At 58.2% G+C, this 22,537-nt stretch carries 21 protein-coding genes; 17 read left to right on the forward strand and 4 right to left on the reverse strand.

Going from position 1 to position 22,537, the window contains the following annotated elements:
* Positions 1 to 271 precede the first annotated feature (271 nt).
* The 7 genes from VO84_RS04345 (at position 272) to VO84_RS04375 (ending at position 9,045) form a co-directional block, all read left to right on the forward strand.
* Complete coding sequence (locus VO84_RS04345) at positions 272 to 814, forward strand: RNA polymerase sigma factor (protein WP_058186067.1); 543 nt, start codon at positions 272 to 274, stop codon at positions 812 to 814.
* Positions 807 to 1,349 (forward strand): hypothetical protein, encoded by a 543-nt coding sequence (locus tag VO84_RS04350; protein WP_058186068.1) that lies wholly within the window; start codon positions 807 to 809, stop codon positions 1,347 to 1,349. The genes VO84_RS04345 and VO84_RS04350 overlap by 8 nt, the downstream gene beginning before the upstream one ends.
* 9 nt (positions 1,350 to 1,358) lie before the next feature.
* Positions 1,359 to 1,937 (forward strand): hypothetical protein, encoded by a 579-nt coding sequence (locus VO84_RS04355; protein ID WP_058186069.1) that lies wholly within the window; start codon positions 1,359 to 1,361, stop codon positions 1,935 to 1,937.
* Between the two features lie 146 nt (positions 1,938 to 2,083).
* The gene (locus tag VO84_RS04360; protein ID WP_058186070.1) at positions 2,084 to 3,121 is read left to right on the forward strand and encodes a phospholipase D-like domain-containing protein; all 1,038 of its coding nucleotides are present in this window, start codon (positions 2,084 to 2,086) and stop codon (positions 3,119 to 3,121) included.
* A gap of 326 nt (positions 3,122 to 3,447) precedes the next feature.
* Positions 3,448 to 7,017 carry a TonB-dependent receptor gene (locus VO84_RS04365; RefSeq protein ID WP_082661706.1) on the forward strand — a complete coding sequence of 1,190 codons (3,570 nt, stop codon included), beginning with the start codon at positions 3,448 to 3,450 and terminating at the stop codon, positions 7,015 to 7,017.
* A 200-nt stretch (positions 7,018 to 7,217) separates the two neighbouring features.
* Positions 7,218 to 8,363: a PP2C family protein-serine/threonine phosphatase gene (locus tag VO84_RS04370; protein WP_058186071.1), complete on the forward strand. Its 1,146-nt coding sequence runs from the start codon at positions 7,218 to 7,220 to the stop codon at positions 8,361 to 8,363.
* 34 nt (positions 8,364 to 8,397) lie between these two features.
* The gene (locus VO84_RS04375; RefSeq protein WP_058186072.1) at positions 8,398 to 9,045 is read left to right on the forward strand and encodes a dihydrofolate reductase family protein; all 648 of its coding nucleotides are present in this window, start codon (positions 8,398 to 8,400) and stop codon (positions 9,043 to 9,045) included.
* 40 nt (positions 9,046 to 9,085) lie between these two features.
* Here VO84_RS04375 and VO84_RS04380 read toward each other — a convergent pair whose 3' ends face one another.
* Positions 9,086 to 10,876: an acyl-CoA dehydrogenase family protein gene (locus tag VO84_RS04380; RefSeq protein WP_058186073.1), complete on the reverse strand. Its 1,791-nt coding sequence runs from the start codon at positions 10,874 to 10,876 to the stop codon at positions 9,086 to 9,088.
* A 160-nt stretch (positions 10,877 to 11,036) separates the two neighbouring features.
* Here VO84_RS04380 and VO84_RS04385 point away from each other — a divergent pair, with 160 nt between their 5' ends.
* Positions 11,037 to 12,629 carry a thioredoxin family protein gene (locus tag VO84_RS04385; RefSeq protein WP_058186074.1) on the forward strand — a complete coding sequence of 531 codons (1,593 nt, stop codon included), beginning with the start codon at positions 11,037 to 11,039 and terminating at the stop codon, positions 12,627 to 12,629.
* Here VO84_RS04385 and VO84_RS04390 read toward each other — a convergent pair.
* On the reverse strand, positions 12,623 to 13,048 hold the full coding sequence (locus tag VO84_RS04390; protein ID WP_058186075.1) for a hypothetical protein: 426 nt from the start codon (positions 13,046 to 13,048) through the stop codon (positions 12,623 to 12,625). The two genes, VO84_RS04385 and VO84_RS04390, sit on opposite strands and share 7 nt — an antisense overlap.
* An 81-nt stretch (positions 13,049 to 13,129) precedes the next feature.
* Between VO84_RS04390 and VO84_RS04395 the strand changes: the two genes are divergently transcribed.
* A complete protein-coding gene (locus VO84_RS04395; protein ID WP_058186076.1) occupies positions 13,130 to 13,354 on the forward strand; it encodes a ribbon-helix-helix protein, CopG family in 225 nt (74 codons plus the stop codon).
* Complete coding sequence (locus VO84_RS04400; protein WP_231737780.1) at positions 13,351 to 13,713, forward strand: type II toxin-antitoxin system VapC family toxin; 363 nt, start codon at positions 13,351 to 13,353, stop codon at positions 13,711 to 13,713. The genes VO84_RS04395 and VO84_RS04400 overlap by 4 nt, the downstream gene beginning before the upstream one ends.
* A gap of 25 nt (positions 13,714 to 13,738) precedes the next feature.
* Here VO84_RS04400 and VO84_RS23220 read toward each other — a convergent pair whose 3' ends face one another.
* Positions 13,739 to 14,002, reverse strand: a complete 264-nt coding sequence (locus VO84_RS23220; protein WP_082661707.1) for a hypothetical protein — start codon at positions 14,000 to 14,002, stop codon at positions 13,739 to 13,741.
* Between VO84_RS23220 and VO84_RS04405 the strand changes: the two genes are divergently transcribed.
* The 5 genes from VO84_RS04405 (at position 13,973) to VO84_RS04430 (ending at position 18,268) form a co-directional block, all read left to right on the forward strand.
* Positions 13,973 to 15,457: a cellulose synthase family protein gene (locus VO84_RS04405; RefSeq protein WP_082661708.1), complete on the forward strand. Its 1,485-nt coding sequence runs from the start codon at positions 13,973 to 13,975 to the stop codon at positions 15,455 to 15,457. The genes VO84_RS23220 and VO84_RS04405 overlap by 30 nt on opposite strands.
* The gene (locus VO84_RS04410) at positions 15,458 to 15,742 is read left to right on the forward strand and encodes a BrnT family toxin (RefSeq protein WP_231737781.1); all 285 of its coding nucleotides are present in this window, start codon (positions 15,458 to 15,460) and stop codon (positions 15,740 to 15,742) included. It begins immediately after the preceding gene.
* Positions 15,726 to 15,959 carry a hypothetical protein gene (locus VO84_RS04415; protein WP_058186079.1) on the forward strand — a complete coding sequence of 78 codons (234 nt, stop codon included), beginning with the start codon at positions 15,726 to 15,728 and terminating at the stop codon, positions 15,957 to 15,959. The genes VO84_RS04410 and VO84_RS04415 overlap by 17 nt, the downstream gene beginning before the upstream one ends.
* A 79-nt stretch (positions 15,960 to 16,038) precedes the next feature.
* Positions 16,039 to 17,169 (forward strand): aminotransferase class I/II-fold pyridoxal phosphate-dependent enzyme, encoded by a 1,131-nt coding sequence (locus VO84_RS04420; protein ID WP_058186080.1) that lies wholly within the window; start codon positions 16,039 to 16,041, stop codon positions 17,167 to 17,169.
* Positions 17,170 to 17,374: 205 nt separating this feature from the next.
* Complete coding sequence (locus tag VO84_RS04430) at positions 17,375 to 18,268, forward strand: hypothetical protein (RefSeq protein WP_058186082.1); 894 nt, start codon at positions 17,375 to 17,377, stop codon at positions 18,266 to 18,268.
* Between the two features lie 131 nt (positions 18,269 to 18,399).
* On the opposite strand, the gene VO84_RS04435 is transcribed toward VO84_RS04430, so the two are convergent.
* Positions 18,400 to 21,030 carry an ABC transporter permease gene (locus VO84_RS04435; protein WP_058186083.1) on the reverse strand — a complete coding sequence of 877 codons (2,631 nt, stop codon included), beginning with the start codon at positions 21,028 to 21,030 and terminating at the stop codon, positions 18,400 to 18,402.
* Positions 21,031 to 21,267: 237 nt separating this feature from the next.
* Here VO84_RS04435 and VO84_RS04440 point away from each other — a divergent pair, with 237 nt between their 5' ends.
* Positions 21,268 to 22,041, forward strand: a complete 774-nt coding sequence (locus tag VO84_RS04440; protein WP_058186084.1) for a DUF4184 family protein — start codon at positions 21,268 to 21,270, stop codon at positions 22,039 to 22,041.
* Between the two features lie 31 nt (positions 22,042 to 22,072).
* Entirely contained in the window at positions 22,073 to 22,456 is a 384-nt protein-coding gene (locus tag VO84_RS04445) for a nuclear transport factor 2 family protein (RefSeq protein ID WP_058186085.1), read from the forward strand.
* Positions 22,457 to 22,537 lie beyond the last annotated feature (81 nt).

Genomic DNA, 22,537 nt, shown 5'->3' on the forward strand with positions numbered 1-22,537 from the left:
GCCCGATGCGCAAGCATCGGGCCGTTCCTTTTTGCATTTCGAAATCCGCCATCTTTCTGAGCAACAAAGCTCCCTCGCCACAAAGATGTCATCCTGAGCGTAGCCGCTTTTCAGGCGGAGCGAAGGATCTGCGGTTGCTTTTGCTGTTGCCTTTTGCCCAATCAGACCGGGCGCCATCCTCCGCAGAAACCAATAATTCCCCAAAATATATCCGAACACTCCCCCATCCCACTCCGTCATAACCAACAGGAAGTGCCGGAGAGCAGACACGTTGACCCCAGCGGAAGAGGCAAACTTCACGGCACTCGTCGAGCGCCAATCCCGATTTGCCTTCCGCGTGACATACGCTGTTCTGCTCAACACGCATGACGCCGAAGACGCGGTACAGGAGACATTCTTGAAGCTCTATCGACACAGCGGCTGGCAGCAGGCAGACAACGAGCGCGCCTACATTGCGCGCGTCGCCTGGCGCTGCGCCATCGATCGCCGCCGAGCCTCGCATCCTGTTGCCGCCGATCCCGATGCAGCTCTGGATATCCCCTCGCATCATCCCGGCCCTGAGCACACATTCCTCTCAGCCGAGCATCACCGTCGCATCCACGCAATGATCGATACGCTGCCTGAAGACCTCCGCCTGCCGCTCATTCTCTCCGCATTCGACGATCTCAACTCGCGTCTCATTGCAGGCATCCTCAACATCCCGGAGGGCACCGTCCGCACCCGCTTGCAGCGTGCCCGCCAGCTACTAAAACAAAAGCTCATCGCCCTCGAATCCCCGCCGGAATCACCACGCAAGGAGGCTCATCATGCCTGACGACCGCGAACTCGACCACCTGCTTGATACCGCGCTCTCCACCTATGCCGAACCACGCGAAGGCCTGGAAGCCCGCGTCCTTGCAAATCTCTCAGCACGCCCCACGCGCCGCTGGCTACCGTGGATCATCGCTCTACCCATCGCCGCATGCCTTCTACTTTTGCTCACGCTCTATCCGCGGCATGATCGCACAGAGCCAGTACGCCAGGCGCAGCACAACCCTACACCGCAAATGCAGCCCACACCACAAAGCTCCACAGCACAAGCTGCACTAGAACCGGTACGCCCGCCTCAGCCGCGCACCTCAATCGCACACGCCACACGCACCGCACCTGCGCCATTACCCAAACTCGACGTCTTCCCCACGCCTCAGCCGCTCTCATCACAGGAGCGAGCTCTCATCCGCTACGTCGCCCACATCCCGGAGCCGGACCGCAGAGCTCTGGCCGCAGCTGAAGACCAGCCCATCGCTCCACTCGCCATAGCCGCCATCCAGATTCATCCCCTCGAACCGCTCGATAAATCAGAAAACTAAGGAGACCCCATGCGTAAGTCCATCCTCGCCGCCTGCATTCTCTTCGCCGCCTTTGCCGTCCCGGTAATTTCCTTCGCGCAGGACCAGGACAAGGCGGCAGAGTCCGCTACGCCCGTCCACTTTTACCGTCTCACCCTCACCGTGCAGGAAGTTGATTCCAGCAACAAGCCCATCAATAGCCGCTCCTATGCCACTACCGTTAGTACCGATAGCAAAAACCCTTTTAGCAATTCCATCCGCACAAGTTCTCGCTTGCCTGTCGCCACAGGTACATTCTCAAGCGGAGAAAAAGCCAGCACGCAAAACGTACAGTTCACATACATCGATATCGGGGCAAACTTCGACATCAAAGATGTAAAGGAACTGGGCCGCCAGTTATCGCTTCACGTTAAAGCAGACATCAGTTCAAATGGTGGCAATACCCCCGTGGGCAACAGTGCCAACTTCGAAGAGCCAATCATCCGCCACAACCAGTGGGAGTCCCCCGTCCTCATCACCATTGGCAAACCCACCGTCATCTTCTCTTCCGACGCACTCGAAAGCAAAAACGCCATGCAAGTCGTAGCCACCGTCATACCCATTCCATAATCTTTCCTTCTAACAACCACACCACGGCCCGCATCTCATACATTGCGGGCCGTTTATTTTTTCAACATCACTTCACCCCATCGCACACCGCAACAGAGCTACAATCTCCGCACAACGGCGTCTCCCACCGCCCCCGAAGGGAAAACATGGCCACCAAATCCACCAAAGAACCCGAACATAAAAAACCCGTGCATAAAAAGCCTGAGCCAAAACCCAAGCCGGCTCCGGCAAACGCGACCACATACACGCTCATCACCATGCCGGATGATGGCCCGAAAGGCCCCACAGCAATCTACGATCTGCTCTCGTCAGCAAAGAAAACCATCGACATGACCATGTACGAGCTCACCGACACACAGGTCACGTCCATCCTCACCAAAGCGGCGTCATCCGGCGTAACCGTCCGCGTCATCCTCGACCAGAACAACGAGAAGAAGTCGAATACCACCGCCTTCAATGCGCTTACCAAAGGCGGCGTTTCCGTCCACTGGGCCAATCCTGTCTACGCGGTCACCCACCAGAAGACCATCACCGTCGACTCAGCTACCTCCGCCATCATGACCCTCAACCTCGTCACAGAGGACTACCCCACCACGCGCGACTTCGCCGTCATCACCAATGACGCCAAGGACATCTCCGCTATCGAGACCACCTTCGCCGCCGACTTCACCAACGCCGCCATCACCCCGCCCACCGGCGACAATCTTGCCTGGTCTCCCACCAACTCGCGCACCGCCATCCTCGGCGTCATCAACGGCGCAACCAAGTCCCTCTACATCGCGCAGGAAGAAATGTCCGATGCCGGCGTCGAATCGGCCATAGAAGCTGCACTCAAACGCGGCGTCTCGGTCACCCTCGTGCAGGAAAACATGACCGGCAGCTACACAGCCGTTCTCCAAGCATTCAAGTCAGACGGCGCCAAGGTTGCAACGTACTCTTCGCGCACCGGCTACTATATCCACGCCAAAGCTTTCCTCGCCGACTACAACACGCCTCAGGCCACGCTCTTCCTCGGCTCGGAAAACTGCACTGCCGCATCACTCAACAGCAATCGCGAGCTCGGACTCATCTTCAGCGACCCCGCCTGCATGACCGGCGTCTACAACGCCATTATGAGCGACTTCAACGGCGGCACACAGTCCCTCATCGTCCCCGCCAACTTCGTGAAACCCGTCATCCACTGAAAAACGCATTCGGCGCCCATCCTTTCGGCAGTTTGCTCAAAGGATGGGCCAATCAATTTTTTTTATGGACAAAATAGATTTTAGTTTTATCGATTAACCTCTTCTGCTCTCGTCCCTTATCTCCCGTCCTTACGTCCGCCCAATGCTCCTCTCACAAATTTCTTAGATCATCCCTATTCCCCGCTTACGCAGCGCTTGCGCGTGCCTTATACCTTTGCGCGCCTAATGGTTCTTGGCAGCCCACTCGGTTTTCTCTCCCGCATATTCATTGCAGTTCATCTCATCGGGGCTGCCAGCGCCGGCGCATGCGCCGGCAGGAGGCCTTTATGATCGTCAACAGTGACCTCACTATTGCAGAGGCGCATAAACTTGCTCTGAGCTTTGCTGGAAAGCAGGCCAGTAAGCAACCCATCCGTCATCCCCTTCAGGGCCGCAAGCTCCATCACGTTCAAGCGCTGCCATTCGCGCGCAAGCGTCTCCTTGGCATCGCGCTTCTCGTTGCCCTCTTCACCCTTTGCACCGCCGCCTTCGCTCAATCCACCTTCGGTTCCGTCCGGGGAACAGTCGCGGACAGCGCAGGCGCCGTCATTCCCGACGCGCAGATCACCGCTCTCTCACTCGACGACAACTCTGTCCACAACGCCACCTCCGGTGCCGCAGGCGAATTTGTCCTTGAGAACCTCAAGCCAGGCCACTATCGCATCTCCGTTCGTCATCAGGGATTCTCGGATACCATTGCCAACACCTCGCTTGAAGCACGTCAGGAGTTGCGTCTTCCCATAACTCTCACCATCGCGGCCACCTCCACCACCGTGGAAGTCAACGCCGTCGGCGAGCAGATCAACACTGAGAATGGCGTCGTCAGCAATACGCTCTCAAACGAGCAGATCACCAATCTGCCCATGAACAGCAGAGGCGTCTCTTCAAGCCCGCTCGGTACACTCGCCATCTCGCCCAGCGTCGTCCAGGATAGCCAGGGCAACATGGCCGTCGGTGGAGCAACCTCATCGCAGGTCGGCTTCTCCGTCGATGGCATCTCGACTGCCAACGTCCGTTCCAACGGCGCGCTTCACGATGCCTACCCATCCTCTGAAGGCATCTCCGAAACCAAGGTCACCGCCTTCAACAACAATGCTGAGTTCGCGCAAATCGGCGATGTCACCTTCACCACCAAGAGCGGTACCAATCAGTGGCACGGTAGCGCATTCGAGTACTTCCAGAACGCAGATCTCGATGCCACCATTTTCAGCTTCTCCTCCAGGGCTCCAAAAAACTTTAATGACTTCGGCGGTTCGTTTGGTGGTCCGGTAGCGCTGCCCAGGCTCAAAGGCCGTACCTTCTTCTTTGCCGACTACGAAGGCAATCGCAAAACGCAATCCAATCCCCAGCAGCTTCTCGTTCCCACCGCGGCCGAGCGCACTGGCGATCTCAATGATCTCGTCAGCTCATCTGTTCCATTGAACAATCCCTTCAGCGGCACCGCCTACACCAACAACACCATCCCCAACGTCAGCCCCGTCGCCACGGCGTTGCTCGCCTACTACCCTCTTCCTAACGCCACCGGCCAAGGCTATAACTACCAGACCCTCGTCCCCATTCCCTCCAGCACCGACGGTTGGGACGCACGCATCGACGAGACAATCACGCAGAAACAAAGCATCTACGGCCGCTTCAGTTGGAAGAACCTCACCTACTCACAGGGCGGCGGCGGTCTAGCCTCGAACAACTTCCTGCCCAACGTCACCGCAAACGACAAAAACCGCAGCCTGCTCGTCAGCTATAACTACACACTGCGCAATAATCTCGTGAACGAGTTCCGATTCGGCTTCACCAATTTCAATGAGAACGACGGCTTCCCCATTGAAGGCAGCACAGCCATCTCGGGTCTTGGACTTCAAGGCGTCAATCTCAGCGCGCATCCCACCGGAGACGCCTTCCCCACCTTCAGCTTCAACGACGGAACCTTCACCAACATCGGCCAGGACCGCGTCGGTACCACCATCTCGCAGACCACGCAGTTCACTGACAACCTCACCTGGGTGCTCGGCCGGCACAGCGTCAAATTCGGCGTGGATGCGCGCTACGTCCGTTACAACGCGCTCATGTTCTTCCAGCCCTCAGACGACTACGGCGATTTCATCTTCTCGCCCGGCCTCTTCACAAACTACGCGCTCGGCGATCTTCTCCTCGGCCTGCCGCAGGAGTCTTTTTTCGCCATCACCAGCCCGCAGATCAACGCCACATCCACGCAGTGGGGCGTCTACGGACAGGACGAGTGGCAGCTCAGCCCTCGCCTCACACTCAGCTTCGGTTTGCGTTGGGAAATTCTGCCGCCATTCGCCGAATCCCGTGGCAATCTCGGCAGCTTTGACGCCTCCAACAACAGCGTCCTGGTGCCTGACAAGTTCCTTTCAAACGGAAGCCTCACTACCACTGCGGACCCCACGCTGCAATCCGTCTACACCGGCTTCCTTGAAACCTTCAATGCCTGCGAGCTTCCCAGCCACAACCCCAATCTGGCATGCACGCATGTTCGCACCTCGAATCAGGACGGCATAACGCAGGGCCTGCGCCAGCTCTACAAGCTCAACCTCGATCCACGCGTCAGTTTTGCGTGGCGTCCCTTCGCCACCGATAAAACCGTTATTCGCGCCGGCTTCGGCATCTTTACGCAAACCACGCTTGGGCCCATGTCCTTCAATAACGCCGGCAACCCGACATCGAACCTGCTCACCAACTTCAACACCACCGCCGCTGCAAACGGTGGCCTTGCAGTCGTGCCGGCTGCCTTCCAGTTCCCGCAGACCTCGCCTTCTTCCACAACCGTCACCCTGGGCGGCGGAAGCCTTGAGCAGGCCAACGATCCCCACTTCCGCGACCCGCAGGCCGCGCAGTGGAATCTCACCATCGAACACCAGGTCACGCCCGACACAGTTGTGCGCCTCAGCTATGTTGGCATGTCCAACTATCGCCTGCCTGTCACCGTCGACTGGAACCAGATCCCCGCAAGCACTACCGCCTGGAACACTGGCGCCACCGCCGGACCCTTCGTCGACAGCCGCGCGCCGTATCAAAACTGGTCGCTTCTCATGTCCTCTGAGAATCTGGGCCACGCCTCCTATCACGCCGGCATCGTCGAGGTGAACCATCGCCTGCGCCATGGCCTCGCGCTGCAGACCAGCTACACACTCGCCAAAAACCTCAGCAACGCGCAAGGCACCGATGCTCCCACCGTCTTCGCCAGCGAAGAAGCTTATGCTGTCGAAGTCGCCAACCGCTTCAATCTCCGTTCCAATCGCGGCAATGTCGTCGCCACTCCGCGCCAGCGCGCCCTGATCAGTGGAACCTACCAGCTACCTTACGGCCCGGGCCGCCCTTGGCACGGACCTTCGATCCTCAATAGCGTTTTCGGGGGATGGGACCTCAGCACCGTCACCACGTTGCAAACCGGCCAGTGGCTCACCCCAACCACCAGTCCCGCCTATGATCAATCCAACACCGGCATGGCCCTTCGCTCCGGCGGCGGAGCCATCCTCCGCCCCGATTGCGGCACAGGGAGTCCCTATGCCAGTCAGACTCCCGGCGTCTTCTTCAACATCAACGCCTTCGCGGAAACGCCCCAGGGCGCAGGCCGCTTCGGCAACTGCGGCGTAGGCATCCTCGAAGGGCCGAAGATGATCAACTCCAACGCGGGCCTCGCAAAAAGCGCCAGCTTCCACGAGCACTATAAGCTGCGCTTTGAAGCCACCTTCACAAACGTGCTGAATCGCTCAAACTTCGCTCCTCCAGCCACCAACATCAGCAACACAACCACCTTCGGAGCGCTTACCTCCGTCCTTCCTCAAGGACTGGGCGGCAATCGCACCGGTCAGCTCGCACTGCGTCTCGACTTCTGAGCGCAACTCAACACCGTATTCCCACCCCTGGTACATTCTTTGCGCCAGGGGCGGGCATACCGATGGCTTTCGCGTTGATTCATGTCCCTTCTTCGCTATCCTTACTCCCAATCCCACAAATCCTATACACTCACTTCCATCCCCGCCGGAATACCGGCATTACGGCCGCAGCTCGCCCGGGATAGGAGACCCCCAGAGAAATGCCCGCTGATTTCGCCAGCACCAGGAGTCTCTGGACGAACGTCCCCCGCAAAAACCTCGTCATCTTCCTGATTGCAGTCTTCTTTACCTTTGCAGTCATCGGCATCATCGGCGACGTCTCCGGCATGGGCTATCAATCACCCCTCCACTTCGCATGTGCCGTACTCGTCGCCGGACCCTTCGCCGTCGGTTACGCTTACTCCGGCATTGCTCTGCGCGGCAAATCCTGGCGAGTGGCTATACCCCTGTTCATTCTCCAGTTCGCCGTAATGGCCCTGCTGGGCTACCTGTTTCCGGAGCCCAGGCGCCCCAGCCAACTCAACACGGCCGAAACCGAGCGCCTTCAAACCCGCCTTAACTTCGATGTCGCCGCCATTGCCGTCGCCGTTTCCCTCGGTTACTCCGGATTCGTCTACGTCTTCGTTCAGGAGAGCCGGCGCCACATTCGCATCCTTACAGAAAAAGCCGTGCTGGACAGCGAAATGCAAGCTGCCCGAGCGGTCCAGCATCTCATCCTGCCGGAGAGTAATGAGACCTTCGCAGGCTTTCATGTCGATTCGGTCTACACTCCCGCGCAGCAGGTTGGCGGAGACTTCTTCCAGATCCTTTCGGATGGCGCTGGCGGAATCCTTATCGTCATCGGCGATGTCGCAGGTAAAGGCCTTTCCGCAGCCATGCTCGTCTCCATGCTCGTCGGCATCATCCGCGCCACCGCAGAAGAGACGCATGACCCGGCACGCATTCTGCGCAAGCTTCACGGTCGCCTTCTTGGCAGCGCCGGCGAGGGATTCTCCACGGCGCTCGCCGCGCACATCGCGAACGACGGCCTTGTCACCGTTGCCAACGCCGGTCACCTTTCGCCATATCTCAACGGCGAGGAAATTGATCTCCCCGGAGCGCTGCCCCTCGGCGTCTCAGCCGGCGGCGACTACCAATCCATCGCCTTCACGCTCCCGCCCGGCGGCCGCCTCACCTTCTATACCGACGGAGTCGTCGAAGCCCGCAACCAGGCCGGCGAGCTCTTCGGCTTCGATCGCGCCCAGGCCATCTCCACTCACACCGCAACCGCCATTACAAAAGCAGCCATAGACTTCGGCCAGGAAGACGACATCACCGTCGCCACCATCGAGCGCCTGCCTGCCTGAAGTGTCCGCAGTAAATTTGATAGAAGAGGAAATTATGCCTAAAGTTCGTGTCGCAGGATTTAGCGTTTCACTCGACGGCTTCAGCGCCGGCATCGAGCAAAGCCTGAATGATCCGCTCGGCAAACGCGGAACCGAAATCTTTCAATGGTTCTTTCACACAAACACCTTTCGTTCCATGCACGGGCAGCAAGGTGGAACCATCGGCGGCGTCGACGATCAATTCGCCCACAGCGCCATGGACAACTTCGGCGCCTTCATTCTCGGCCGCAATATGTTCGGCCCTGTACGCGGTCCATGGCCAGACGATTTATGGAAAGGCTGGTGGGGACCCAACCCTCCTTATCACACGCCAACCTTCGTTCTCACTCATCACAAGCGTGAGCCTCTGGAAATGGAAGGTGGAACGACTTTCTACTTTGTCACCGGCGGAATCGTCGAAGCGCTGGACCTGGCAAAGAAAGCCGCAGGCAGCAAAGACATAAAAATCGGTGGCGGAGTATCAACTGTCCGGCAGTATCTTCAAGCCGGTCTCATTGACTCTCTTCATTTGGCATCGGTACCGGTTCTTCTTGGCCAGGGAGAGTCTCTATTACAAGGCCTCGATCTCCACGCCCTGGGATTCTCCATCACCGATCGCAAGTCCTCGGACTATGCAACACACTTGGTACTCGAAAAAGCTTGAAGCCGTTGCTCGAACTAGCCATGAATCACTATCCACAGCCTTAGAGTGCATAGCGCCCTAAGGCAATACATTCCTTCGCCACCGCGCGACTCAGCGCCACCGTATCCGCAGGCATACTCTTCCCCAGCCGTCGCAGAATCGCAAGCTGCGTCCGCAGTTCATCGCCCTCGCCGCAAGCCGCCAGCACGCGCTTTGCCGCCTCATTCGTTACTGACAGTGCTTCTTCCGCAATCAGCCCCGTCATATTCGCGGCCGCTTTCGCTCCTGCTCTCCCCGCCATCTTCCGCGCCCGCAGAATCGCACTTTCCAGCGCAAACACCTGCGCAATCGCATCGGCAAGGTCCGCCATAATCTCCTGCTGCTCCTCAAGCCCAGCCATATATTTCTGGCTCGCCACGCCCGCCGCAAACAGCGCCATCTTTCTCACCGCAGCAAGAATCTCCGCTTCATGCGCCAGCGCGTCACCCGTTCCATCGCCTTCATCAAATGACGGCGGCTGCATCACCTCATCCATCAGCTTCTTGATCGCAGGCAAGAGCGGCAGCTGTCCTTTAAGGGCACGCTTCATCAGCCAACCCGTCACAATCAGCCGGTTAATCTCATTCGTCCCTTCAAAGATCCGATTGATTCTCGCATCCCTGTAAACGCGCTCCGCCGGATAATCCTCCACATACCCGTACCCGCCCATCGTCGCCACAAGTTCATCGGCCACGTAGCTCATCGCCTCGCTGGCATATACCTTCAGCACAGAGCACTCCACCGCGTACTCTTCAATCTTCTTCTGAATATTTTTTGACTCTTTGGACTCGCTCTCCGTCAGAGCCGACAATGCCGCATCAATCATCCCAATCGTCCGGTACGCCATACTCTCGGACGCATACAGCTTCGCCGCAGAAGTCGAGATCTTCCTCTGGATCAGTCCGAACTCCGCAATCGCCTTCCCAAATGCCGTCCGCTCCTTCGCATAGCGAATCATCTCGCCCAGCGCAGACCGCGCTCCACCCACGCACGCCACGCCCAGCTTGAACCGCCCCACGTTCAGCACATTGAACGCAATATGATGCCCCTTGCCCACCTCGCCCAGCAGATTCCCCGCCGGAACCTTGCAATCGCTCAGCACCAGCGGGCAGGTCGAAGACCCGCGAATCCCCAGCTTGTGCTCCTCTGCACCCACCGTCACACCCGAAAACGTCCGCTCCACCAGGAACGCTGAAAACTTCTCTCCATCAATCTTCGCGAAAACCGTATACAAATCCGCAATCCCGCAGTTGGTAATCCACATCTTCTCGCCATTCAGAATGTAGTGCTGCCCATCCGCGCTCAGCACAGCCTTCGTGCGCACATTCATCGCATCCGAACCAGACGTCGCCTCGCTCAGCGCATACGCCGCCACCCACTCCGCCGTCGCCAGCTTCGGCAGATACTTCTCCTTCTGCTCCGCCGTCCCGAACCAGACAATCGGCAGCGTCCCAATCCCCACATGCGCCCCAAAGGCCGTTGAAAAGCTCCCCAGCACGCTCAAGTAATCCGCAATCACCGCCGAGCTGGTCTTATCCATCCCCAGGCCGCCGTACTCTTCAGGAATATCGCTCGCCAGAAACCCAAGCTCGCCGGCCTTTTCCAACAGCCCACGCACCGCGCCAGGTTCCTTCGCCTCTACAGCGTCAGTCGCCGGCATAATCTCTTCCTTGGCAAACTTCGCCGCCGTCGCCGCAATCTGTCGATGCTCCTCCGTAAAATCCTCCGGAGTAAACACCTCCTCCGGCCTGCGGTCCTCAAGCAAAAAACTGCCGCCCGCAGCAGCAACAGGAAGGCCGGTCAACGTAGACATAAGCGCAACACACTCCTCAATGCCTCAAACACTACGCCACCCATACCACACCCGACAACTGCCGGACACGTCCATCCAATCCTCCTCACGCCGCCAAAAAACTGTGGCCTCCAACAAAACGCCTTGCTATGATGCTCCCCGTCCCCCCACGGAGGCATAAATGTACGGCCTGTTCTTCCTTGAAACGCCGAAGAAGCGTTTCTCATTTGCTGCTCTTTTCTCTCTGGCTTTCGCCTTATCTCTGAACGCGCAGGCAACTGCACCCCAGCCGTCATCTGCAGACGCAGATCACCTGCCTCCCGTCTCCGCCAAAATCAGCTCGCTCGCTCACCGCCTGCTCGCCGCCGGACTCAACGCAAATGCCCTCGGAGGCGACGGCCTCAAGCCATGGCATATCAAGATCGACTACACCATGCAGCCGGGAACCACCGGCTCCCCAAAGCCCGTTGCCGGCACCGTAGAAGAGTGGCACACAGGCCTTTATCAGTGGCGGCGTGATTTTACCGGCTCAATGGCCGGCGCCAACGGCTCTGAGTGGAGCGTCTCCAAGCTGGAGCGCTACGAGACAAAAAATGAGCAGCACTACTTAGGCCGCCGTCTCATCACGCTGCGCGTCGCGCGGCCAGTCATCGACCCGCTCTATCAATCTGTCAACATTCAGCCGGACTATCTAATGGACGCATCGCGGGTCAAGCTCGATCCTCTCGTCCTCACCTGCATCTCGGTCGTAAATGCGCACCAGTATGTCGAGGAAACCGATCCGGATTGGCTCTTCCCCACCATGTGCTTCGATTCAGACATGCATCTGCGCATCGTCAACTCCGGCGACACAGCCGTGCAGTTCGACGACATTCAGCCCTTTCAGAACCGCTCTGTAGCGCACCATGTCAAAGTCACCGAACGCGGCGCGACCATCGCTGAAATGAAAGTCACACTGCTCGAGCCTTGGGATGGCGGCGCAACTTCCGACCTCATGAAGCCCACGCAGGACGCGGTCCTCGAGCCCTTCAAGCGCGAGCCCGGAATGCTCATGCCCGTCTCCACCTACGAGGTCGCAGCCCACATTCCAATCACCGCGGGTCAAATTGAGGCTCACGGGTCCGTTGCGGTGCGTATCTTTATCCAGAAAGACGGCGGCGTCAAAGTAGATACCGCACTGACCAATTTCCTATCCACGGACAGGCGTAATCTCATGGACGCCGTCACTAACGCCGTCAGCCAATGGAAGTACAAACCCTACATCGTCGACGGGCAACCCGTCGAAACCGAATACGCCGTCATCTACGCCATCGACGGCAAACCCTTTGTCCCCTCCTACAACCGCCCGGCCCCACCCACCAGTTCCGGCCCGGGTGACTACTCCAGCGTCTATGACTACAAACGCGACCCGGCCCAGGATCTTGAGAAAGCCAAAGCCGATGCCGCCAAGGCCCGCAAGCGCATCCTCGTGGAGGTAGGCGGAACCTGGTGCTCCTGGTGTACCCTCATGGACCGCTTCTACGCCGAACATCCAGCCGTACGCCAACAACGTGACGACAACTTCGTTTTACTCAAGGTCAACATGAGCGCCAAGAACGAGAACGCCACCTTCCTCGGCCAATACCCAAAAATTCCCGGCTATCCCTGGATCTTCATCCTCGACGCCGACGGCAAACTCGTTACATCGAAAAACACCGACGACCTCGAAGGCCCCGCAAACACCTACAGCGACAAACGCTTCAGCGACTTCTTAACAAGCGCCAAAGGTCAATAGCGTGACCGGTCCCATGGCAACCGGCATCTCGCATTGTCCGGATGCGATTTCGGCCAGGAAACCTCGCACGTCTTCGGATGGCTAGCCAGCCGTGCGTCAACCCATTCTCGGTCCTTGTACATTTCAGGAACAGGCACCCAGCGATCCTGCATCTGCCCATACAGGTCATAATTCACATGCGCTTCGATCCTGTATCCAACCGATGTCCCGCGTTGCCCTTCCTGAATCTGAGTTACTACAATCCTCGTATCGAGAATCTTCGCATCCGCAAATTCTCGTTCAGAGCCACATCCCTCCCAATGGACTCCAAATGCCAGCAGAACACCAAAAAGTACGAGAGCCGCGACGATTGCAGCAGACTCAGCAAACCTGTTCCTCTTCGGCGGCGCCTTTTCAGTATGGATATGCGTCTGGCTCATCGCGGCACCTTCAAACCAGCAATTTTATGCAACATCGTCAATGTTTTCACTAAATGATATATGATATATATATCTGATCACATGCGTATCTTAACCGAAATCCCCGACGAACAGCTCACAGACTTGGCTGACATCTGTTCTGTCCGAAATCTATCCCGCGCCGAAGCCATCCGCCAGGCCGTCGAGGCCTACATCGAGCGCAACCGCCCTGCCCGCGGAGCCGCCTTCGGCCTCTGGCAGAACGCGCACAATAAGCTCCCCAAAGACGGCCTCAAGTATCAGGAACGCCTGCGGAGCGAGTGGTGAAAGCCGTTCTCGACACAAACATTCTCATCGATTATCTGAACGGACATCCCGCCGCCCAACAGGAGTTCGCTCGCTACGCGCACCCCGCCATCAGCGTCATCACCTGGATGGAGGTCATGGCCGGGACCACTCCGCAAACCGAGCAAGCCACCCGCACATTCCTCTCCGGCTTCGATCTTCTAGGAATCGACGCAGTCACCGCGGAACAAGCCGTCAGCCTCCGCCGCAAACATCGAATCAAGCTACCGGACGCCATCGTCTGGGCCACCGCCCAAGTCCGTCAGGCCCTGCTGGTCACGCGCAACAGCCGCGACTTCGACCCCTCCGACCCAAGCGTGCGAATTCCATACGTGGTTTAAGAGCAATCCATCAGCCCACCGTCGCTTACAATACCCCATAGTCCGCCCGGAGGTTTCCGTCCTGTTCGCCGCGATAGCCAGCCACATCCAATCCGGCCTCCCGCACCTCGCCCGGCTGGCAGAACTCGTTCTCGCGCCGCAGAACAGCCTCTCGCAAACCTTCCACCATTGGCGCAACCAGTGGGCCGACACCACCTTCAACAACCTCTATCGCTGGAACGCCTTTGACGCCGCGCTCCTCATCCCCTACTTCGCCGTCATGATCCTGCTCGCCATCTACGGCCTGCACCGCTACACCCTCGTCTATCTCTATTTCAAGTACCGCAAGAACTACAACCCCAACCCGCCCCAGCACTTCGCTGAGTTGCCTCGCGTCACCATCCAGCTCCCCATGTACAACGAGCAGTTCGTCATCGACCGCCTCATTGAATCCGTCTGCGCCATCGACTACCCGCGCGACAGGCTCGAAATCCAGGTTCTGGACGACTCCACCGACGAGACCGAGCAGGTCGCAACCGAAATTGTCGCTCGCTACGCTGCCCTCGGTCACCCCATCGTCTACATCCACCGCACCAACCGTCACGGCTTTAAGGCCGGCGCTCTCGATGAAGGCCTCCTCGTCGCCAAAGGCGAATTCGTCGCCATCTTCGACGCCGACTTCGTCCCTCCGCCCGACTGGCTTATGCGCGTCATCCACCACTTCGCCGAGCCAGGCATCGGCATGGTCCAGACCCGCTGGACGCACCTCAACCGCGACTACTCCATGCTCACCCAGATCGAAGCCATCCTCCTCGACGGCCACTTTGTCCTGGAGCATGGCGCTCGCTCGCGCGCAGGCGACTTCTTCAACTTCAACGGCACCGCCGGCATGTGGTGTCGTCAAGCCATCACCGACGCAGGCGGCTGGCAGCACGACACCCTCACGGAAGACACAGACCTCAGCTACCGCTCCCAACTCGCTGGCTGGAAGTTCAAATACCTGCCTGACATCGAGTGCCCCGCCGAGCTGCCCATCGAAATGACCGCCTTCAAAACCCAGCAGGCGCGCTGGGCCAAAGGCCTCATCCAGTGCAGCAAAAAGTGCCTGCCCCTCATCTGGAAATCGCACATCCCCCGCAAGCAGAAGATCGAGGCCATTTACCACCTCACGGCCAATCTCTCCTACCCGCTCATGGTCGTCATGACGGCGCTCATCGTTCCGGTCACCATCATCAAGTCGCTGCAGGGCTGGTTCCAGATGCTCATCATCGACCTGCCGCTCTTCACAGCCTCCACGCTCTCCATCGCCACGTTCTATCTCGTCAGCCAGCGCGTCCTCTTCCCCAAAACCTGGATGAAGACCTTCCTCTATCTTCCCGGCCTCATGGCCCTCGGCATCGGCCTCACCGTTACCAACACCAAGGCCGTCATGGAAGCCCTCTTCGGCATCCAGTCCGCCTTCGCCCGCACGCCCAAGTACAGCATCCAGAAGAAGGGCGAGACATCCGCCGCCGCCAAGAAATACCGCAAGCGCCTCAACGTCATCCCCTGGATCGAGCTCGCCTTAGGAAGCTTCTTCGCCTGGGCGATCTATTACAACCTAGTCCGCGGCAACTTCTTCACCCCGCCCTTCCTGCTCATCTTCGTAGGCGGCTACTGGTACACCGGCCTGATGAGCCTGTTACAAGGTCGCTTCGACCGCTGGCGCACCGGCACCGCGAACACCGACGAATCCAGCCCCAAACCCTTCCCCGTGGGGGTTTAAGTGCAGCCTCAGAAGATCGTCTGGGACCCTATAAAGGCACAAAACAATCGCGACAAGCACGGTATAGATTTTGAAGAAGCAGCCACAGTTTTTCTCGATCCCCTCTTGATCGTGATCCCCGACATGGCGCATTCTCAAGAAGAGGAACGCTGGATCGCCCTCGGAAAATCAGTAAATCAACTTTTGCTACTGGTAGTACACACTGACGATGACCAAACTATCCGCATCATTAGCGCCCGCAAAGCAGAACCCAAAGAAAGGAGGCAATATGAGCAAAGCACCTAAGCAAGCAATCAAGGACGATGACGAGATGCGCCCCGAGTACGACTTCTCTAACGGCATTCGCGGAAAATACACCAACCGTTTCCGCCCCGATACCGTCATGGTTACTCTGGCGCCTGACGTTGCTGCTGCTTTCCCTGACGCCGAATCCGTCAACGAAGCCCTTCGCGTCCTAATCAAGGCCGCCCGCAAAACTTCCAAAAAAGCAGCAGCAGCCTGACGCCCCACCACGCAGAGCGCACAATATTCTTTTGAACCCCGCCTCACGCCCCCTCGATCCAACTTCGTGAGGTGCGAATATGCGGTTAAAACCCTTCCTGCTCGACGAGTGGCTCGACGCCCACGAACACCACGCCGAATTCAACCTGGCCTCCAGCACCGGCCCCGTCTGGACCCTCAACGAGTTCCTAAGCCTCGCCACCGAAGAAGAACGCGAGCGCTTCCACCATCAAAAAATGGTCTACAGCCGCCCCGCAGGCGCTGACGCTCTGCGTTCAGCAATCGCCCAAATGCACGGCGTCGAAGCAGAAGCGGTCCAAGTCGTCACCGGAGCCTCTGAAGCCCTGCTCATCCTCTTCTGGCTCGCCGCAGAACCGGGAGCAAACGTCATCCTGCCCCAGCCCGGCTTCACCACATTCTCGGCCCTCCCGGAGTCGCTTCACCTTGAAACCCGCTACTACACCCTCCGCAAAGAAAACAGCTTCCGCATCGACATAGAAGAAATCCAGAAGCTGGCAGATCACAACACAAAGCTCATCCTCATCAACAGCCCGCACAACCCGACCGGAGCAACCATCAGCGACGCTGAACTGGACGCCCTGCATGAGTTCACCTCATCTCGCGGAATCCAGCTGGTCAGCGACGAAGTCTACCACCCCATCTTCCACGGCGAGCCCACGCAATCCGCATCACGCCTTCCCGGTGCCACCGTCATCCATGACTTCTCCAAAGCCTTCCCACTCTCCGGCATCCGCACCGGCTGGATCATCGACCACGACCCCAAACGCCGCAGGGACTATTGGACCACCCGCGCCTACTTCTCCATCACCAACAACGCTCCCGGCGAATTCCTCGCCGAACTCGCCATCCGTCATCGCGAGCAGGTGCTCGGAAGAACCCAGAAGGTCGCAACGGAAAATCTCCATCTCCTCACTAGCTTCATGTCTCAACACAGCGACACCCTCGGCTGGATTTCTCCTCGCGGCGGAATGACTACCTTTCCCTGGCTGGTAAGCGGAGAAGACAGCCGCGAATTCTGCAAGGCAGCAGCGGAACAAGGCATCATTCTCGCCCCCGGCGACTGCTTCAATGCACCTTCGCACTTCCGTCTCGGCTTCGCCGCCCTCCCACCAGAAAAATTCACAGAAGCTCTAAGTCAACTAAGCGAACTGGTAAAAACCTGGGCCAGCGTAAACCTCCTCAAAGCCTGATCAAATCGGTAGCCGGCGCACAAAAAACATGGACGCGCCGCCTGTCGGGATGTATAGTTTCTCCGACACATCATCATCAGCAGAAATCCTCCGAATGTACTCTGTGGTTGCTCTTGCTTGCATTGATTTCACGATCGAGCGGCAACTCGTGCGCAACACGCTTCTTCCCTGAAGAAGCCCTCTCCAAAACTTAAGGAGAACAATCATGTCTCTTACTTTCACCAAACCATCTGTCGCGCTCGGCCTGCCGCGCATGGGCGCCGGTAACGAAAGACACACTGACACCAATGCGGTTTTGTCCGCAGGCGTTATGATTGCCTACAAAGCGCGCGCCGGTTATCCAACGCCGCAGATGAAGGACAAGATCAACAGGGCCGCCGTTCAGGCACGGAACATCGTTCGGATAGCGAACGACGCGCTTGCAAGAGTTGTCATGCTCAGAGGCGCGGAGTCCGTATTATTCACCGCAACAATGGCCAGACATTACAGCCTCACCGCTGGCAACCTGGGCGGCACTCTTGCAGTCCCTTTCCTCAAAGACAATATTGTCGACAAGCCCTTCTCTCTCAAAGCGCTCACAGACATAGACAGAAGGTGGGTACTCAATCGCATCCGAGAGGACATGCTCTCAATCAGCTTTCACCTCAACACTGGTGTCTACCTCATCGACATCGATGACGGTGTCCGGGACGTAGACAACGGCCAAAGAAAGCCCCTGAATCAAATCGATAATGACGGCACGGTCGGCTATGTGCAAAGAAGAACCCACACCGCAGCCTCAAGCATCTGCGGTTTCCGAAACGGCGAGATTCACATCAGCTTTGCAGAGTTCCTCGATTACTCATTGAACTCTTGTGCGTGCACCATCATTCATGAGGCATGTCATAAATACCTCTCTTTCAGAGGCGACGTCTACGGCTTTTATGCCAACTACCCGCCGCCATTGACCGATCCGCGCTCATCGCCGGCGGGAACTGCCTCCTCTCTCCGCAACTGCGATAGCCTTGCATGGACCGCTGTCTCGCTGGCAACCGGAGCGGTAAGAATGGATAACAACGACAGCGATGACGACGAGCAGTGCCCTGGAAATGCGATCTGATAACACCGCGGTTGTGGATGCCCCACCTCTGGACTCTGAGATGTGGGGCATCACTCCCGCCGCTCTAGGACGAACCTGTCGTTGCTTTTACTGTCATCCGTAACCTGTAACCTGCAACCTGTAACCTGCCTTTATTCGCACCGAATCGCCTTAACCGGATCAAGCCCAGCAGCCCTCCGCGCAGGCAGCCAGCAAGCAAACACACCCACCAGCGCAAGCATCCCCGCCACCACCGGAAAGATCATCCACACCGGCCCTGCTCCTCCCAGCGGAAGCCCGGCCATTACCTTCGCCAGCGCCAGCGCCGCGCCCAGCCCCACCAGCAGCCCCACGCCCACCTGCAGCAATCCACGCCGCATCACCAGCAGCAGAATGTCCTTCACCCGGGCGCCCAGTGCAATCCGCACACCAATCTCCTGCGTCCTGCTGCTCGTCGCATACGCAATCACCGAGTACAAACCCACCGCAGCCATCAGCATCGCAATCAGCGCAAACCCGCCAAAAATCTTCCCAAACACTTTCAGGAACCACACCTGCTTCGCCACCGCCGCATCCAGCCGGAACGGCTCACTCAGCGGCATCTCAGAATCGACAGCCGCCACCGCCTTCCGCATCTCCGGCAGCGGATCGCCCTCCGCATCCAACATCAGCGTCATATTGTTCGTCTGCAGAAATTTGTATGGAACAAACACGATCGGCTTCGGCTGATCCTCCACCAGCTCCTGCACCATATCCGCGGAAATCCCCACCACCGTCATCCAATCCATCGGCTTCTTGTCGTCGCCCGTCAGCCTCACCCGCTTGCCCAGCGCATCCTCGCCCGGCCACAGCTTGTTCGCCGTATCCCGCGTCACTACCACCGCACCATGATGCGCCGATCCATCCGTCTCATTCAGTCCGCGCCCGCGCAAAATCGGCAGGCCAATCGTCTCGAAATACTCAGGCGATACCACAATCTCCCCAATCACCGGCCGATGTTCCGGCTTGGCATCCACATGCTCCCGTTCGATCGGCTGCCAGTTCGAGCCCAATCCCGGAGCATCCGAAACCAGCGCCGCATGCCTCGCTCCCGGAATCGCCTTCATCTTCAACATCACCCCGTCAAAGAACCGCTGCCGCGCATCGCCATCGCCATCCTTGTAGCGCGTCTCCGGCAGCACAGCACGCGCCGTCATAATCCGCGCAGACGGAATAAACGGATTCACCGCCAGGTTGCTCATCAGGCTCTTCACAAAAATCCCCGCGCCTGTCAGCAGCGCCAGCGTCAGCGCAAACTGGAACACCACCAGCCCGCCTGAAAGCCATCCCCCTCGCCGCCGCCCCACGTTATACGCGCCATCCTTCAGCACGCCCATCAGGTCTGGCTTTGAGGAACGCAACGCCGGAGCAATCCCGAACAGCAGTCCGCTCAAAACGCACAGCCCCGCAAAGTAGCCAAACACTCTATAGTCCGTCGTGAACTCAATCCAATACGGCCGAATCTCCTTCGTCGCCATATCAAACCACCGCACGCCAAACGTGGCCAGCCCCAGCCCCATCACTCCGCCCACCGTGCTCAGCATCACGCTCTCAATCAGCAGTTGCCGAATCATCCTCCACCGCGTAGCGCCCAGGGCCGTCCGTATCGACATCTCCCTCTGCCGGCTCAGCGTCCTGCTCAGCATCATGTTCGCCACATCCGCGCACGCAATCAACAGCACAAATCCCACCGCCGCCAGCATCAGCAGAAATACCAGCCGGATATTCCCGCCATTAAACCGCTCATGAAAACTCAGCACGCTCGCGCCAATCTGCTTGTCTTCCGGAAACTTCGCCGCAAGCCTGCCCGCAATCCCTTGCAATTCCGCGTTCGCCGCCCGCACCGGCGTATCCGGCTTCAAAATTCCATACACCCACAGCGGCCTGTCATCACGCTTCGTAGTCGGCTGCAGCGGCATCCACACATCAAACCCATTCGGAAACTTGAATCCCTCCGGCATCACGCCCACAATCGTCGCCGGCAGCCCATTCACGCGCACTTCGCGGCCCAACACCCGCGCATCGCTCGCGTAGCGATCCTTCCATATCCCATATCCAATCACCATCACCGGCGCAGCCCCCGGCATAGCATCACGCGCCTCAAACATCCTTCCCAGCAGCGCCTTGCCCTGCACCATCTCGAAGATCCCCGTCGTAGCCTTCGCCAGGTGATACATCTGCGGCGCGCTTCCATCCTCGCTCACAATCGCGCGCGAATTATCCACCGCCTCAAACCACTCAAATTGCCTGCTCTGCACCTTCATATCCGCATAGTCCGGATACGACATCGTGATGTTCCGCGAGTTCTGCGCCTCGTCGTTGCTCATCACGGAAACCAGCCGCCCGCCCCCCGGTACCGGAACCGGCTTGAACAGCGCCGCATTCACCAGCGTAAAGACCATCGTATTCAGCCCGATCCCCAGCGCCAGCGTCGCCACAATCGCCGCGGAAAACCATCCATGCGTCAAAATCCCGCGCATCGCATAGCGCACATCACCCGCCAGCCCCGGCATCCACCACCCCGGCCTCTGCCGCTCGCAATCTTCTCGCGCCGCTTCCAACCCACCAAATTCCACCATCGCCAACCTCCGCGCTTCGCCCACCGGAATCCCTTCAGCAACCCGAGCCGTAATCGACTGCTCCACATGAAATCGCAGCTCCTCATCCATCTCCCGCCGCGTCTTCCGCAGAAACAAATTGCGCACCAAAACCAGCCTCACCCGCGTCAGCAGTTCACGAATCATCCCGGCTCCTCTTCCCTAGGTCATTCGACAAGAAAATATCGTGCCTTCTTGTCGAATGTCAAGGGGTACGATTACGGCTTCCCGAAAGTTCCCAGGACCTCACTTTTGTTTTTCGTCAGTTCTACCACAACATTCGGGTGCCCCAGGTCCCTGGTGTTGGGACCTGGGATACCACAAAAGCAAACCATGTCTTTTGCTTTTCCTCGTCCCTAGCTTCCGCGCCTCATAATCGTAAGAGTGCCCTTCACCTTATCCCATGCCGCGGCAGCACTGCCCTTCCGCCGTACGCGCCTCGTCTTCTCAGCCGTAGTCTTCGGCTCTTTCGCTCCGGACTATGAGTACTTTCTCCGCTTCGGCCCCTGGGGAAAATTCGGCCATTCAACGTTAGGCATCTTCGTCTTCGATCTTCCAGCGTCCCTCATCATGCTCTGGCTCTTTCACCGCTACGCCAAGGAGCCACTCTGGGCCTGGCTTCCGGAGCGCGTTCGTCAAAGAGTCATACTCGGTCCACGCACACTTCCGCTGAAAGGCATTCGCCAGATCGCACTCGTCCTCGTTTCAATCCTCATCGGAGTCATCACGCATATCCTCTGGGACTCTGTCACGCACTCTTCCTATTGGCCATACCGTCACTGGCCTCTTCTCAGTAACACGGTTCAGTTGCCTCTCCTGGGCTCCATGCAGTACTTCAAGTTCTTTCAAATGGCCAGTACCATCCTCGGCGCGCTTGTGCTTCTCCTGTGGTTTGTACTCTGGTATCGAAACACCGCTCCCGTCCCCCAGCAAAACAATCCCGTTCACACACACAACGAACGAACAGGCCTTTGGTTTACATCCGCAATCGCAATCATTGCGGGAGCCATTCGCGGATGGGTCGGCATGAACAGCGCCGTTAACTTCAACCCGCTCGCAGTCTTCCTCGCAGAAGCTGTCATTACCACCATGAGTATCTTTTGGCTCGAGGTCGTAATCTACGGAATCCTGCGCGACATACAATTCAAGCGAAAGTGATGGAAGCCGAAATCTCGGCAGGAGATCAACCATGCAAGATGAACAAATCCGGGAACTCCTGAATACACATTGGCATGCATCCGCAAGCGGAGATCTCAATGCGGAGCATGAAATCTACGACGACAATGCCATCTGCGATTACCCTCAGTCCGGCGAGCGAATCCTCGGCAGGAGCAATCTGCAGGCCCTGCGCGGCCATCATCCCGGCAAGCCATCAGGCTTCAACGTCCGGCGAATTCTAGGCAGCGGTGATCTCTGGATCACGGAATATACCATCACCTACCAGGGAAAACCGACCTATACGGTCAGCGTAATGGAGTTCCGCGACGGCAAGGTCGTGCACGAGACACAGTACTTCGCCGATCCCTTCGAGGCGCCCGCCTGGCGCACCCAATGGGTTCAGCAGATCGCATAGCTTTGCGTCACGCTGTCTACTCCGAAGGAGATGAAGAAAGCTCGCGTCACGATTTCTACCGCCACGCTCCGCCGGCGTTAA

Origin of the sequence: Occallatibacter gabretensis, from assembly GCF_001449115.1 — a bacterium.
In the GTDB taxonomy this organism is placed as follows: Bacteria; Acidobacteriota; Terriglobia; order Terriglobales; family Acidobacteriaceae; genus Telmatobacter; species Telmatobacter gabretensis.